The 14,748-nt window shown below is 34.8% G+C and carries 12 protein-coding genes; 7 read left to right on the plus strand and 5 right to left on the minus strand.

The genetic code is table 11. The features are described 5' to 3' along the window. Positions 1-79 precede the first annotated feature (79 nt). The 3 genes from ACP8HH_RS07470 (at position 80) to ACP8HH_RS07480 (ending at position 3,526) form a co-directional block, all read left to right on the plus strand. A complete protein-coding gene (locus ACP8HH_RS07470; protein WP_438318050.1) occupies positions 80-1,045 on the plus strand; it encodes an alpha/beta hydrolase in 966 nt (321 codons plus the stop codon). A gap of 293 nt (positions 1,046-1,338) precedes the next feature. After that, entirely contained in the window at positions 1,339-2,283 is a 945-nt protein-coding gene (locus ACP8HH_RS07475) for a catalase (protein WP_438318053.1), read from the plus strand. Positions 2,284-2,338: 55 nt separating this feature from the next. Beyond that, positions 2,339-3,526, plus strand: a complete 1,188-nt coding sequence (locus ACP8HH_RS07480; RefSeq protein WP_438318056.1) for an MFS transporter — start codon at positions 2,339-2,341, stop codon at positions 3,524-3,526. Positions 3,527-3,570: 44 nt separating this feature from the next. Here ACP8HH_RS07480 and ACP8HH_RS07485 read toward each other — a convergent pair whose 3' ends face one another. Further along, a complete protein-coding gene (locus tag ACP8HH_RS07485; protein WP_438318058.1) occupies positions 3,571-4,218 on the minus strand; it encodes a hypothetical protein in 648 nt (215 codons plus the stop codon). A 161-nt stretch (positions 4,219-4,379) separates the two neighbouring features. Further along, entirely contained in the window at positions 4,380-5,723 is a 1,344-nt protein-coding gene (locus ACP8HH_RS07490; RefSeq protein ID WP_438318061.1) for a trypsin-like peptidase domain-containing protein, read from the minus strand. Positions 5,724-6,026: 303 nt separating this feature from the next. On the opposite strand from ACP8HH_RS07490, the gene ACP8HH_RS07495 reads away from it, so the two are divergent. Further along, positions 6,027-6,791 (plus strand): SurA N-terminal domain-containing protein, encoded by a 765-nt coding sequence (locus tag ACP8HH_RS07495; protein WP_438318064.1) that lies wholly within the window; start codon positions 6,027-6,029, stop codon positions 6,789-6,791. A 67-nt stretch (positions 6,792-6,858) separates the two neighbouring features. Here ACP8HH_RS07495 and ACP8HH_RS07500 read toward each other — a convergent pair whose 3' ends face one another. After that, positions 6,859-7,521 carry a reverse transcriptase-like protein gene (locus tag ACP8HH_RS07500; RefSeq protein ID WP_438318067.1) on the minus strand — a complete coding sequence of 221 codons (663 nt, stop codon included), beginning with the start codon at positions 7,519-7,521 and terminating at the stop codon, positions 6,859-6,861. A 184-nt stretch (positions 7,522-7,705) separates the two neighbouring features. Here ACP8HH_RS07500 and ACP8HH_RS07505 point away from each other — a divergent pair, with 184 nt between their 5' ends. Continuing rightward, complete coding sequence (locus ACP8HH_RS07505) at positions 7,706-9,499, plus strand: DUF4153 domain-containing protein (RefSeq protein ID WP_438318070.1); 1,794 nt, start codon at positions 7,706-7,708, stop codon at positions 9,497-9,499. A gap of 349 nt (positions 9,500-9,848) precedes the next feature. Here ACP8HH_RS07505 and istB read toward each other — a convergent pair whose 3' ends face one another. Both istB and istA read right to left on the minus strand, forming a co-directional pair. Then, positions 9,849-10,622, minus strand: a complete 774-nt coding sequence (gene istB, locus ACP8HH_RS07510) for an IS21-like element helper ATPase IstB (RefSeq protein ID WP_438311382.1) — start codon at positions 10,620-10,622, stop codon at positions 9,849-9,851. Next, on the minus strand, positions 10,619-12,166 hold the full coding sequence (gene istA / locus ACP8HH_RS07515) for an IS21 family transposase (RefSeq protein WP_438311380.1): 1,548 nt from the start codon (positions 12,164-12,166) through the stop codon (positions 10,619-10,621). The genes istB and istA overlap by 4 nt, the downstream gene beginning before the upstream one ends. Positions 12,167-12,693: 527 nt before the next feature. On the opposite strand from istA, the gene ACP8HH_RS07520 reads away from it, so the two are divergent. Beyond that, entirely contained in the window at positions 12,694-13,221 is a 528-nt protein-coding gene (locus tag ACP8HH_RS07520; protein WP_438318073.1) for a sigma-70 family RNA polymerase sigma factor, read from the plus strand. Next, complete coding sequence (locus ACP8HH_RS07525) at positions 13,211-14,248, plus strand: LCP family protein (protein WP_438318076.1); 1,038 nt, start codon at positions 13,211-13,213, stop codon at positions 14,246-14,248. The genes ACP8HH_RS07520 and ACP8HH_RS07525 overlap by 11 nt, the downstream gene beginning before the upstream one ends. Positions 14,249-14,748 lie beyond the last annotated feature (500 nt).

A 14,748-nucleotide genomic window follows, 5' to 3' on the forward strand; every position in this document is an offset into this window, starting at 1 on the left:
TTCGTTCATTTTCATAGGTTTATCTACTATAATAGAGATAGGTATCAATCATACCCAAAGACAGAGAAATTAAAGGGGAATGAGTAAAATTCGAATCAATTGGAAAAAACTACTTCTTCTTTTTGCTGTTGTCTTCGTGGCATTTCAAATTATTGGTAGTTTCTTTTTCTATGAACTAGCAGTCAAGCGAGGACCGAAAGACTTTTTGGAAAAGAATGCGGATTTAGACGTGTCTGATGAAGCGATGGATCTTTATTTGAATGGAAGTTGGATAGATTGGGTGGCTGATCAAAAATTTGAGCAGCTTACTTTAACATCACGCGACGGATTAAAATTATCAGGTTACTATTTACCAGCATCGAAGCCCACCGATAAATTAGTCATACTAACACACGGTTATTTAGGAAATGCGAAACAAATGGGGTTATTTGGACAGTTTTATCATAATGATTTCGGTTATAACATTTTCATGCCAGATGCAAGGGGCCATGGAAAAAGTGAAGGGAATTATTACGGATTTGGCTGGCAAGATCGCCTTGATTTAATCGACTGGACTGAGTTATTAGTGAAAAAGCTAGGGACAGAATCAAAAATCAGCTATCATGGTTTGTCGATGGGTGCGGCTACTGTTTTGATGGCGAGTGGAGAAAATGATCTTCCACGTCAGGTTAAAGCCATTATTGCGGATAGTCCATATGAATCTGTCTATCAATTATTCTCCTATCAAATGAATCGGATGTTTCATTTGCCGGCATTTCCATTGTTGGATAGTACAAGTATATTGACGAAAATTAGAGCTGGTTATTCATTTAGAGAAGCAAGCGCACTGAAAGTAGTGGGTAACACAAAAGTTCCAATCCTATATATTCATGGAAAAGGCGATACATTTGTACCTACTGAAATGGCGGAGGGTTTATATCGACATACTTCTAGTGATTCGGAACTTTATCTAGTCCCGAAAGCGAATCATGGTGAAGCTTTTGCGTTGGCAGGCGATAAATACAAAGAGAAAATAGACTATTTCCTAAATCGCACCATTAAATGATGGGTTTTTCTGTTTGATAATACCGCACCCTTATATTGCTCTTTATTGATGTCTTATCCACAAGATACTAAAGACAGCGATAAGTTGCTTAAAAAAAGCAGGAAATTTTCCGGATACAAATTGTATATAGAATGGAAAACGTGAATAGAATGGGATTGTCCCATCTATTCATGTTTTTTTTAGTTCGACACAAACAAAAGGTCAATCGTTAGATCATCTCAATACGAACATAAATTATATCAAGACTTTACAAAATTAGGGTTCATAAGTAATTTTGAAAGTGAAGTGAGGATATGAATAGAAACGAAGAGGTAATTGCTAAAGAAACGGTCGATGCAATTGAAAAAGTAATTGGGATTTCTCCAGGGTACAGAAGGGTTCATGCTAAAGGAATTGCATTTAATGCAGTGTTTGAACCGAGTGGAACTGCTTCATCATTAACGACAGCCTATCATTTGCAGAACGAAAAAATGCATGTGATTGTGCGTTTTTCTCATACTTTCTCAAGCCCGGAACTATATGAAGCACTTGTTCCAATAAAAGGAATGGCTGTTCATTTTCTATTGCCAAATGATCAGTTTACAACATTGACGATGGTAAACATTCCTGTTTTTATTACCAAAACACCAGAAGCGTTTATTAATTTATTAAAGATCATGTCGAAAGGTTCATTAACAGTTGGAGAAAGATTTGAGAAATTACGTAAATCACTAGAATGGAACACAATCCCTAAAGTATTATTTCATTTGAAACCTGTAGCCAGTTTTTCCACTGAAACGTACCATGCACTGCATACTTATTATCTAATAGATCGAAATGGTGAGAAACAAGCAGTTCGATTCAAATGGGAACCGATTCTAAATACAACTTTGGAAAAAAGTTCTTTAAAACATGGTGATTTGGAGAAAGAAATAGTAAGTAAACTAGAAAAAATGCCGATTCGTTTCCGTCTTATTCTTCAATTGGCGAGTCTTGAAGATCCAATTGATGATCCAAGTGTTGAGTGGCCTGAAGATCGGAAAACAATTGATGCAGGAGTACTCACGCTAAAAGAAGTAATCGCAGATGGTGCCGAAGAATTGGTATTCGATCCCACTGTAATTACTCAAGGTATAGAATGTTCGGAAGACCTAGTTTTGCATTTTCGTTCAGCTGTTTACAAAGAATCCGCTAATCGAAGACTTAGAGAACGAATAAGGCTTCATGAGGAATCTACTGATAATCATTCATCCAGATGAGTGATCACAAATAACTAAGTCGTAAAAGAACACTTGTAGTTGGAGGCGTAAATTAGTGAAGTTTCGTACATATGTAAATAAACATCGATTTTGGGTACTTGTTCTAATCGTTTCAATATCTGGTTTTTCACAAGGGATGCTGCTGCCGCTCATTTCAACGATTTTCGAAAGAGATGGTGTTTCGAGTACATTGAACGGTTTAAATGCGACAGCGTTGTACATAGGAACTTTATTTGTATCCCCATTTATGGAAGCTCCGTTACGGCGATTTGGATTCAAGCCTACGATTATTTTTGGTGGAGTATTTGTCATACTATCACTATTGTCGTTTCCACTTTGGAAAAGTATTGTATTTTGGTTTTTCTTACGTATATTGATTGGAATCGGAGACCATGCACTGCATTTCTCTACACAAACATGGGTGATAAGCTCAGCTTCACCTGGACGGCTCGGTCGAAATATTTCCATATACGGTCTTTCTGTGGGGGTAGGATTTGCAGTGGGTCCAATGTTTGTACCTTTAGTAGATATATATGAAGGATTGCCATTCATCGTTTCTGCAGGACTAAGTTTGCTTGCTTGGTCTTTTGTATTTCTGTTGAACAATGATCATCCTGAAGCTATGATGGGTGATTCTTCTCAGGTCGGATTTATTTCACGTGCCAAGGCTACGCTTGTTGTATCGTGGATAGCATTCTTAGGTCCATTTGGGTTCGGCTTTCTTGAGTCTTCTTTGAATTCTATGTTTCCCGTTTATGCTTTGCGAAACGGAATTCCCTTGGCTATGGTGTCTTTAATAATACCAGCCTTTTCCGTCGGAGGTATCCTCACGCAAATCCCATTAGGTATTCTATCGGATAAAATCGGTAGAAAACCAGTTCTATTACTAACACTTGGTGGGGGGAGCGTCGCTTTTGCGGGTGCTGGACTAATGGGAGAAAATGCTGTTGGTATTATGATGATGTTCTTTATTGCTGGTCTTTTTGCAGGATCCATTTTTTCATTAGGAATATCCTATATGTCGGACTTGACTCCGAAATCGCTGTTACCAACTGGGAATTTACTATGTGGAATTTTTTTCAGCATCGGTAGCTTAACCGGTCCAATTCTTGGTGGTTTTTTCCTAGAACTTCAAACGGAATTCAGTTATTTATTTTTATTCACGCTATTTTTAGGGACCTTATTCATCATCACTTTGGTGTCGAAACCTAATAAATTCAAACAAATCGAAATGGGCTCTTAAGAGTTCTTATGAAAAAAAGAAAACAGGTGACTGAAACCTGTTTTCTACTCAATACTTTCTATGACAGAAGTTACTTCAAACACATTTCCGTTTTCCTTGGCAATATACTCTCGCTTTATTTCCCCGAATCCAACAGCAAAATAACTTCTAGAAAAGGCTTCCTCTTCAAACTGTTGTTCAAGAACAATGACATTAGAAAAGTTTTGTAAAGGTGTCTCCAACTCATCCGTGATGGATACAACCGTCCATACATCAATAACTGTACCAACCTCTAAAGGAAAGTTTAAATAGTCTCTTATTGGTTGCTTCTTATCTAGTTCCTCAATAGTTATAGTATAAGCCTCAGTCTCCAGAGGTACTTCTTGCAGTACTACAATATTGTCATCCTCCAAACGATAAGACGTTACAAGTTCTACACCACCATTATTTTCAAATACATTAACGTGACGATCGTCTAACCATTCAGTACGCGATGTGTAAGTAGAGAATTCAATTCCGTCACCTTTAAAATAGGCAATCGTTTTATCAGATAGAAAGAATTGGGACATATCGGTATCTGTTTGTTCAACGAGTTCTACGATTGATTCTTCTTCAGAATTATCCTTATTATCTGGGAAAGTGACGGGTTTTTCAGTAGAACATGAAACAAGTAGTAAAACTGAAAGAGATATTAAAAATAGCCATTTCCACATGAAATAATCCCACCTTTCAGATTATAATTATGTAAATGCAGTTAACTATGTTATTCCCATTCATAATGTATTCAAACCGTTTTGCTACTCATTGTCTTGTCTTGTCAAAATAAAAAATCAGTGCAACAATGAAATTAAACTTCACTGCTGCACTAAAATATTTACTCGTAAATATAGATATCAGAGATTCTGTAAAATCCATTTTCATCGTATACAACTGTATACTCTTTTGTTCGCTCATGAAAAGAATACTCTCCGCTCGTGGATATAAAATCGAAAACTTCAAAAGTAGTTACGATTGCGTATTCACCTTGGTAACTAATATCAAGCACGGTATTTTCAATAAATTCAAAGGTCATTCCTTTACCAGAAATATCTTCGATGTAATCACGCAGTTCAAAATACGCTGTACTTCTTGGTAAAATCATATCTTCAATCCAATAAAATTCCTCATACTCTAGTGCCATTTCATAATAATCCCTATAGTTAAGAATGAAATATTCTAACGAATACTCATCATATATAATATCGGATTCATATTCATCTACATATTCATCATCAAAATATTCATTGTTGAAATCGTCTTCAAAATAAGAATACTCGTCATAGACATCAAATTTCCCATGCACTTGCTGTTCGGTCATAGGCGTTTCAGCCCAAGAATTGACAAGATCCAAAACACTGTACATTGGAATGGAAAAACCAATGCCCACATTCTTTGTATAGAGTAAAGAATTTATGCCAATAACTTTTCCGGATTTTGCATCGATTAATGGACCACCACTACTACCTTGGTCTATTAAGGCATCAATTTGATACGTATTGTCATACGTAAACCCATATTCAATATTTCTCCCAATGCCTGTTAAGTAGCCAATAGATGCTGTGTTTTCAAAGCCTTGCGGACTACCGATTGCTATTACTTCAGTGCCGATTTCCGATTCTTTCAATTCAGTTAAAAGGGGGTCGATATGAATATAATCTTGTGCAAAGATTAAAGCAATATCGTATTTGTCGGAAATTCCGATTACTTTTCCAGGTGTATCTTTACCATTGGAATTCCTGACAACTACATCTGTATAGCCAACCACCACATGGGCATTTGTTATAATGAAGCCACCTTTTTTATATAAAAATCCAGAACCAAAACCATCTTCAGTGAAAATGGTGAATACTTTTGGCATTGATTCTTTTATGACGATTGTTTTATCTTTTTCATTTATGACAATAGGAATGGATTTAATAACCTCTTTTTTTTCAGGTGCAGTAAAAAAGGTTTCATTAGGTGCAATCATAGTTTCTTTTTCTGTTACTTGTATTTCATTTTTTGGCCAGACTTGTATGAATAAATAACTTATCCCGGCAATACAGAGTAATGAAAACAGTAACCCGGAAATTAACCATTTCCTTCTTGGTGATTGTTTGTTTTGCTCTAGTTTTGTACCGCAACTTCCGCAAAAACGTGCAGATTCGACATTTTCATTACCACACTCACGGCAAAACATTTAAACACCTCCAGGAACTACTTGGAAAACTTATAATTAATAATCTTTCTGAAGACTCTGCATTATTCTCTATTATACTATAGAAAGATATAATGCATACCCATTGAGAGGTAAGACAATTCGGAAATAGCGTTTCAATGGTCTTAAAATAATGTTGTTGACTATATTGTTTGTTAAATTACGAGAATATCACAAATTGATGTCATGGAGGGTTATTGGTTTAACTCACGTACAAAATTCGTTACGATACAGTCTAAGCTTAAATAAACAAAATCGCAGTTTTTGAAAAGGGGTTTATCGGATATGAAATTTAAGAAAATACTATTTCCATTTATAGTAGGTGCACTAGCGTTTAGTTTAGCAGCGTGTGGTGATGACGACAAAGCGAAAAAAGAGGAAATTCCTAAAGATGAAGTAAAACAAGAGGCTAATGAGGAGCAAGCAACTGCTGAAGAGATGCAAGAGAAGTTAGAAGAACAACAATTGGATGCGAAAAAATTAGTTGCTGTAGTAAATGAAGAGAAACTTACAGGTGAGGAATACAACGTTGCATTGGCATCCATTCAAAGTCAAATGCTACAAAGTGGACAAGACCTATCTAGTAAAGAATCGATTGACCAAATAAAAAAACAAACACTTGAAACACTTGTGAATCAAGCATTGATTCTTCAAAATGCGAAAAAAGAAGAAATAAAGGCATCACCAGCTGAAGTTGATAAAAAGTATTTATCATTTGAAGAGCAATTTGGTGGTAAAAAAGAATTGAAAAAAGCACTTAAAGATCAAAAAGTGGACGATAAGACTTTTAAACTTCAAATTACAGATTCAATTATATTTGACAAGTATATCGAAAAGATGGTTCCAACCGAAAAAGTAACAGATGAAGAGATTAAAAACTACTACGATCAAGCTGCGTCTGATTCAAAAGAAGCTGGAGAAGAGATTCCACCGTTTGAAGAGGCAAGCGAACAAATCGCAGGTATTCTTTCACAACAACAACAGCAAAAAAACTTAGCTGCACATGTTGAAGAATTAAAAGAAAATGCTAAGATTGAGTTAAAAATATAAAAACTTATTGTCTAAACAGTACGACATGGAAGACTTAACTTTTACCGGTTAAGTCTTCCATGTTTTTTTATTCTTTAGTTATTTCGAGAGTAGCTGTAATTGCAATTCCGTTCAAGGATTGTGTAGCAAGTTTGTCTGCTTCTGCATTTTTTTTTCGTTTTATAAGCTTAAATTCGGGTTGAATACCAAGTTCATTTAATTTTCCTTCTACACGATCCGCCCAGGCTGAAAGAACTTTTTCCACCACAGACCACTCATCGTTTAGTTGGTTAATTACTACTTGTGAATCACCAATGAATTGAACGGATAGATGATGGACATTCAACTGTTCAAGTTCTTGTATCCCTAAGTACAATGCGGCATACTCTGCCTCATTGTTTGAATGGTGTTCATGTGAGAGTGCATTTTTTCTTAATCGATACGATTTTCCACTTTGTGTATAATAGATGACGCAACCCAGTCCAGACTTATTTGTGGATACATCAAAACCGCCATCAAAATAGACGGTTACATTATGTGGTTCGGTTTCAATTTCTTTCAAATAGCTTTTTAATTCTTTTAAAGTCCATTTACTTTCATATTTGTCAATGAATAGTAACTGTTTTGTACGTCCTGTTCTCTCCAAATCATTTGCAAATAGTAAAGTTTTTTCAGCGGCCATCTCCTCAGATCGAAATATGGTTTCCGCGCCATTGGGTGTTTTATAAGTCCATTCAATTAGAAGCTTCATCTTCAATCCTCCAAAAGTGTATTTCTCTTATAATATTAGTTTATCCAGTATCCAAAATATTTATGAAAATTAGTCAAAAACAATATGCAATAGGTATATACTATAATTGAAGGTATGAAAAAAATAGGAACTTCATTTACCACTATAATTGTACTTGCAACATAATCTTAAAAGGAAGAAAGTGATGGTTGTGAACATAATAAAAAGCCTGAAGGAAAAGTTGAAAGGCCTCATACACGCCACGAATCGTTATCCTTTAACAATGCTTTTTCTAATCGCTTCAGCAGTTATGAGTGCAATATCTATCAATCATGAATCGGAATTTTATTTAAAGCTATTATTAACTTTTTTGATTGGTTCTTTGTTCAGTGCAGTAGCTCAGCAACTTTATGAAAGGTTTCTTATAAAAGCAAGCGAACGCGTTATGCTCATGATAGGAGCTGTACTTTTGACGGCTGTTTATTATTTTGCGATCCAGCCTTCAGAATACTTTAACATCGAAACAGGGACAAAAACAGGTATTGCAATCTTTGCATTAATTATGGCTTTTATATGGATCCCAACAATTAAGAGTAAGGTTACTTTTAACGAAGCTTTTATGTCTGCCTTTAAAGCATTTTTCATTACTTTACTTTATACTTTGGTCATAGCTGGAGGTCTTAGTTTAATTATTTTTGCTGTTGATAATCTACTATTTTCGGTAAATGATAAAACAATTCCGCATATCCTAAGTATAGTATTTACTTTATTTTCACCGATTTTCTTCCTATCTTTTACACCCCTTTTTCTTGGGAAAAAGGATGAAACCCTTACAACTAAAGAATTAATGCAAAGAGAAGAACGAATCGAAAACGCAATCAGTTATCCTAACAATTTGCGAATTTTAATATCCTATATAATCATTCCATTAACAACTGTATATACGATAATTTTATTGGCTTATGTTTTACTAAATCTTGGTGGAGATTTTTGGACGAAAAATTTACTTGAGCCATTATTGGTCTCCTATGCAGTAACTGTAATTATTGTGTATATTCTTTCAAGTGAGCTTGAGAATAAATTTGCATCTTTATTTAGAAAGATATTCCCTAAAGTTTTAATTCCGATTGTTTTATTCCAAACAATCGCATCTATTTTAAAAATAAATGAAATGGGTATTACTTATGGCCGGTATTATGTTATCCTCTTTGGATTTTTCGCAATTGTTGCAGGATCGGTATTCAGTTTTATGCCTGTACGAAAAAATGGGGTAATCGTTATTGTATTAATTATTTTATCAGCAATTTCCATTACCCCCCCAATTGACGGCTTCACGGTAAGCCGTGTTAATCAGACTAATTTATTGGAAAGTACTCTTATCGAAAATAATATGCTTGTAAACGATAAAGTAATATCCAATGCGAATGCATCGATTGAAGATAAAAAGCTGATTACAAATACTGTTCGTTATTTAAACAATATGGACTATGCAAAGGATATTACTTGGTTGCCTAATGATGTATTGAATTATAATAAATTCGAAAAAACTTTTGGCTTTGCCGAAACATACGATCAAATAGATGGAAGTCAAAATCAAGGACAATTTTTCAGTTTGAATTGGGATAGTAATCCAATTGTAAATGTAGAAGAATTTGACCGCATGGTGCATATGTATTTAAACAATCCACAAAATGTGACGAAATTTCAATCTATCCAAATTGAAATTGATGGCTTAAACTACACGCTTCAGGAAAAACAAGAGGGTGATGATGTTTCCATCCATTTAGTCAATGAAAATAACGAAGAATTAATCCAATTCGATACTATGAATATTTACAAAACGATTCTAGAAAAAAATGATTTGAAGACACTTACTACCGAAGAGGCTACGATTATAGAGGAAAATGACAAAGTTAAGATGAGTATTTTAGCGAATTCTATTAATGTTTACGATTCGCAATACAATGCCGATATATACATCTTCATTAAAATAAAATAAACGTACATTTATTTGTTGGATGACTGTATTAAGTATTCATATATAGTGTTAAAAAGAGCACGGCTAAATTTTATAACGGGTTCTCTTCAGAGGTGCAAAACGTTAAAAAACATATGAAAAGGGACACGAAACCGCAATGGTCTTGGTCTCTTCTTTTTTGTTGTTATAACAGGGTTTAGGCTGTAAATATACCTCTTTTGGTGAGGCTATTAACAGGCTGTTTGGTGACCTTGCAATAGGTGGTGTAAGGTCACCTATTGATGTACTAATAGACCAGCTAATTGACTTATGTAACCGTCAAGTAAAATCGAACAGTTTTTGATAAATAACACTCAACAGTTTTCGTCAATTAAGACCCAACACTTTGCTCCGTGAAGAGCGCTTTTCTGTATTTCATACGAATGCTATTTTGATCTTCACTAAAGGTTAAAATTTCACTTCGGTGAAGAAGACGATCTAAAATTGCAGTTGTCAATGTTGGATCGCCCAAAAATTTTCCCCATTCACCCGGACCTTTATTTGACGTTAAAATGAAAGCTGCTTGATCATAAAGTTCGTAAATGAACTGAAAGAATAGGTGTGCTTCCTGCGGCTCGTAAGCCATATACATGACATCATCAATGATGATTAAATCGGATTTTACAATCCTCTTATATCTTGCTTTCGATTTAGCCACGTATTCTCTTGTCTTTAAAACGTAAATCAGACGATCCATCGAGATAAAGGATACTTGATATCCTTGCTCAATCGCATGAACACCAAGTGCTGTCGAGAGATGGGTCTTGCCGACGCCTGTCGGCCCCATCATGATAAGCGTGAAATATTCCTCTACCCACGTTAATTCTTTTAATACATTTAGTTGTTTCACACCAATTGCTGTTTGCTCTTCTAAACGGAAATCTTCAAGTTTAAGTAGCTCGGGGAATTCTGCCCACTTCATTAGTTTATCAGTGTTTTTTGTTTCACGATAATTCACTTCATAGCTTAGAAACTCATGTATAAACTCGTGGTAAGTCCAGCCCTTAGCTTCTGCCTCTCGTAAAAGATTAGGCAATTCTTTAGCGGACTCTGCGAGCCGCAGAGTTCTACATTTATCTTGCAAAGGTTCATAAGGATGTTTCATTTAGAATCACCTCCTCGAAGAACCTGAAGATATATATCTTCTTTTCGTTCAGGCGCAATCAGATTTTTATATTTTTCATTGACTATGCTAGTTGCCTTGCTATTATTCTTTTTACTGTGTAGTGCCAACGAAAAAGCGATGTCCCTCAGATCGTTTGCGCTAGTGAGTTTCAAGCGTTTCAGTTCCTGAACAGCGATATCTAGAAATTCGGGATACTGTTGACCAACTAATTGCACGATTTTCAATTGGTCAATCAAATGACGTGGATAACGCACAGCTAGCTGTTCTACAAGCCATTTTGCAGCGTGTGGATCTTGTAATAGGTCTTCGACTTGTTGAATAAGCTTATCTCTTTTAGTTTGGTTTCGCTTCCTATGGGAAGGGTCGGAGATGATATTTCCTTTGCCATTAGCTATTTGATGTTTTGCCAGCACGTGACCATTTTGCTGAAGACGTATACAAATATATTCGTGGTTCTTTTCTACATATGCGATATTCGGTGCGTCTTTACGGTACGTACCGACAGGTACGCTATATCGATTACCTTCAAATCGTATGACGTTGTCTTTGTGGATTTGCCTTGTTATACTGGAAACATAGATATCTTCAAAAATGTAAGCCCCTGAGACCTGTCTGAGGTGTTCCTTTTCCAGAGTGTACACTTCAGTAGGTCTCTTTTTTGTGTTGTGATGTACTTTGTAATTCCCAGTTCGCTTAAGCCATTTCATACTAGACTCTTGCCAATCTAGTAGATTGGCAAAGGTTCGATTCTTAGCGAAGTTATATTTTACATACTTGACGACTTGTTCAATTTTCCCTTTAGATTCTGGATCGGCTTTTCGACATAGATAAATTTTAAATTTCCTCTTTTGATAATAATTTGTAAAGTCCGCGGTTAAAATTAAATCACCCGCATTCTCGCTGACTGCCAGTAAACGATCCTGATCATAAGCAATTTCATCTGTTATTCCACCGTAATAGTTAAAGGCATTCTCATGCATTCGTATTAAATCACTTGTCCTGAAAGGACGATCTAGCCACTCTACATACTTATATCGAGAGCGTGCTAGTACGAATGCAATAAAGTACAGTCGTTTATATTGGCCCTCCGTTGTCAGTTGTCTTGTCTCTCCAAAATCCACTTGGATTTGTTTGCCCATAGGCAACTCAGGAACTACTGCGTAATTTCTCTCGGTACTCATTTTAGGAATACAATGACGTTCTCTAAGCCCATTAACGAAATTCCTAACTGTTCCTTCAGAAACAGAGTCCACATCAAGCTTCTCCTGCAACCAATCAAGCACCTGTGCTCCAGAAAGGTCCGGATGTTCCTTTAACCATTCGAGTATCTGGTCTTTATAGGGATCCAACTTTTTACCTCTCTGTTGTAAAGACAGTATAAACTTTTGGAATTCATCTGGTGACATTCTTCCGTACTCAATGACTCGATTTCTGGAGATTTTTAACTTTTTTGCGATTGAGCTGTTTTTAAATCCTTCAGAGCGCAATCTGTGTATTTCATAATAGACCATCCACTTTTCCACTTCCTATCCCTCACTTTCTATAGACTAGTTTCAGTATATAGAAAGTGAGATTATGAGGGAAAACTGTTGTGTCTTATTTGTTGAAAACTGTTGACTCTAGTTTAACGTTTACAACTTACTACTATAAGGTACTTGAAGGAATTTAATTATTTCGAAGGTATTGTTCGGCTTCACTGGTATAATATAGAAAAAGGAATGAAATTTGATCTTCAACAATCGGGCCATTTAGCGGAATAAGACTTATTGCAAAAATGGTGCCTTTAGTGAAATGAAATAAGGATAATATTAACCAAAAAGCCTGTATCTATGATTATTTTGTAATCTAAGATACAGGCTTTTTGGTTCAACTATATCTTCTATATGTTAATTTTATGAACTGCTCTTATATAAAAAGTATTTATAGGAATAAACGCCGATAAAAGAAAAGAATCTTTGTTAAATTAAATATTTTAAAAGATTGAACCTATTATGATTTGATAATCGTCTAATGGCTGAATTTGAAGTACGTTGAAAGGGGGGCTAGTGGATTGGATAGAGAAGAAAAAGATTTCTTATTAGAAAAAGTGATGATTGAATATGGTGATGAGTTGGTACGATTGGCATTTTCTTATTTGAAAGATACAGAGACTGCTAAGGACATAGTTCAAAATACGTTTATTAAATGTTATAAAAACGTCGATTCGTTTCGATATGACTCACAAATTAAAACATGGCTATATCGTATTACAATTAACGAATGTAAAGATTATTTAAAAAGTTGGAATTACAAAATGGTCCAAGTAAAAAACTTTATAAATACAACAGCAAAGTCCATATCTCCATCAGTAGAGAAAACTGTTATTGATAAATACAATAGTGAAGAAATAAAAGTCACAGTATTTTCTCTTCCAAAAGTGTATAGGGAAGTGGTTTATCTATACTACTATGATTCATTAAAGACAGAGGAAATTGCTCAGGTTTTGGATATTCCAGTTAATACAGTGAAAACTCGATTAAGAAGAGCAAAACAAAGATTAAAGCCGATGATAAAGGAGGCAGAACTTAATGGAAGATAAACGATTAAGAGATAAAATTTATAATACATCTGATCAAGAATTAAGATTTACGAAAGAAGATCGAAATAAAGTGTTTAAACAAGTTCATAAAATGGGTGAAGAGTTTAATCCCAAAAATAAATGGCTTGTTTCTATTGCTAAACTCGCCCCACTTACAGTCTTCTTGTTAATGGTAAGTTTGTGTATAATCTTGTTTGTTCCATCAATTCTTCAAGGGAATATTATTAACAAAAGTAGCTTAACTGACATAGATGGAGTTGTATCTGAAAAAAACGCAACTGATTTACAGGAAGTTGTATCTCAAAGTGACAAAGATTTTACCGCTCTATTTACGGTGAAAGATGAGGAAAATAGAGTCCCTGTTAACCTTTTACTTACTTATAGTAAAGATAAAAAGATGATGAAAGTTCTATCTATCCCTCGTGATACTTATGCTCCCATAGTGGATAAGGAAGGCACTACTTCATATGATAAAATGACATTTGCATATGTTTACGGTTCAGGAGGAGCTGAAAGTGTAAGAACAACAGTTTCCAAGCTATTTGATTTACCAATTGATTATTATGCTGTTATGGATTTAGAAACCTTTTCATCAATAATTGATTCAGTAAATGGTATAGATTACGACTTGCGAGAAGATATTCGTGTAAGAGCTATATCTAGAGTTTCATTTGAATTCCCAAAGGGGGCGAATCATTTAAATGGAGAAGAGGTTTTGGCATTACTAATGGATGCTACAGTGGGAAATAGCTTGGATGAAGAAGACCTATTAAACCTCATAAGTGCCGTTATTAATAAAATAACAAACGAAGTCCCACAAACACAATTAAATGAATTTACTTCTAAGATAGAAGGTAATATTCCAATTGAAAAATTGATAGAGAATAAAATGAAAATTGACTCGATACAATCGGTTTCATTAATCGATGGAATGAAAAATGATTCTATAGATGAAAAATACTATATTACATTTGAGAAAGAATTTTTAAATTCAGTTTCAGAAGAGTTAACCTCAATTATTAAATAGTGATTGAAACTTTTCGGAATAACCTTTAGTGACTTATGGATGTGACTTTATAGTTAGATAAGATAAAGTTGTGCTAATTAAAGGCACATTAACGCAACCCTTAGAATAATTTAGCCAGTCGTGATAAGTATACCTCGGCTAGCGAATATTCAATTATCGGGTGCGATAACAGCATAAGGGTTGTCATTCAATCGGGTCAATTTATGATAAAATTAATGAAAGAAAAAAGCTGTTAATTTAAACAGCTTTTTTCTTTTTTAAAAATATAATACCTTGCATTACTAAGTACACATAATTATACTGAATGAAAGATGGAAAAGTTGGAAATAAACAAATAGGTTTTAAAAGGCCATATTGACCCGTTAATCCAGTCTTTTCTAGATATTAAGGATATGTTGATTACGGCCATCGAAATGTACCAGTCGTGCCATCTTATTTACCATCGAGTGACAGGGATTTTACCACATCCCGCCAAACTGTTTACCAATAAATATATTGCT

The sequence above is a fragment of the Sporosarcina sp. FA9 genome, from assembly GCF_051550205.1.
Lineage (GTDB): Bacteria > Bacillota > Bacilli > Bacillales_A > Planococcaceae > Sporosarcina.

Coding starts and splice junctions, on each gene's coding strand:
- ACP8HH_RS07470 (WP_438318050.1), top strand. CDS start 80: ATGAGTAAAATTCGAATCAATTGGAAAAAACTACTTCTTCTTTTTGCT.
- ACP8HH_RS07475 (WP_438318053.1), top strand. CDS start 1,339: ATGAATAGAAACGAAGAGGTAATTGCTAAAGAAACGGTCGATGCAATT.
- ACP8HH_RS07485 (WP_438318058.1), bottom strand. CDS start 4,218: ATGTGGAAATGGCTATTTTTAATATCTCTTTCAGTTTTACTACTTGTT.
- ACP8HH_RS07490 (WP_438318061.1), bottom strand. CDS start 5,723: ATGTTTTGCCGTGAGTGTGGTAATGAAAATGTCGAATCTGCACGTTTT.
- ACP8HH_RS07495 (WP_438318064.1), top strand. CDS start 6,027: ATGAAATTTAAGAAAATACTATTTCCATTTATAGTAGGTGCACTAGCG.
- ACP8HH_RS07500 (WP_438318067.1), bottom strand. CDS start 7,521: ATGAAGCTTCTAATTGAATGGACTTATAAAACACCCAATGGCGCGGAA.
- ACP8HH_RS07505 (WP_438318070.1), top strand. CDS start 7,706: ATGGTTGTGAACATAATAAAAAGCCTGAAGGAAAAGTTGAAAGGCCTC.
- istB (WP_438311382.1), bottom strand. CDS start 10,622: ATGAAACATCCTTATGAACCTTTGCAAGATAAATGTAGAACTCTGCGG.
- ACP8HH_RS07525 (WP_438318076.1), top strand. CDS start 13,211: ATGGAAGATAAACGATTAAGAGATAAAATTTATAATACATCTGATCAA.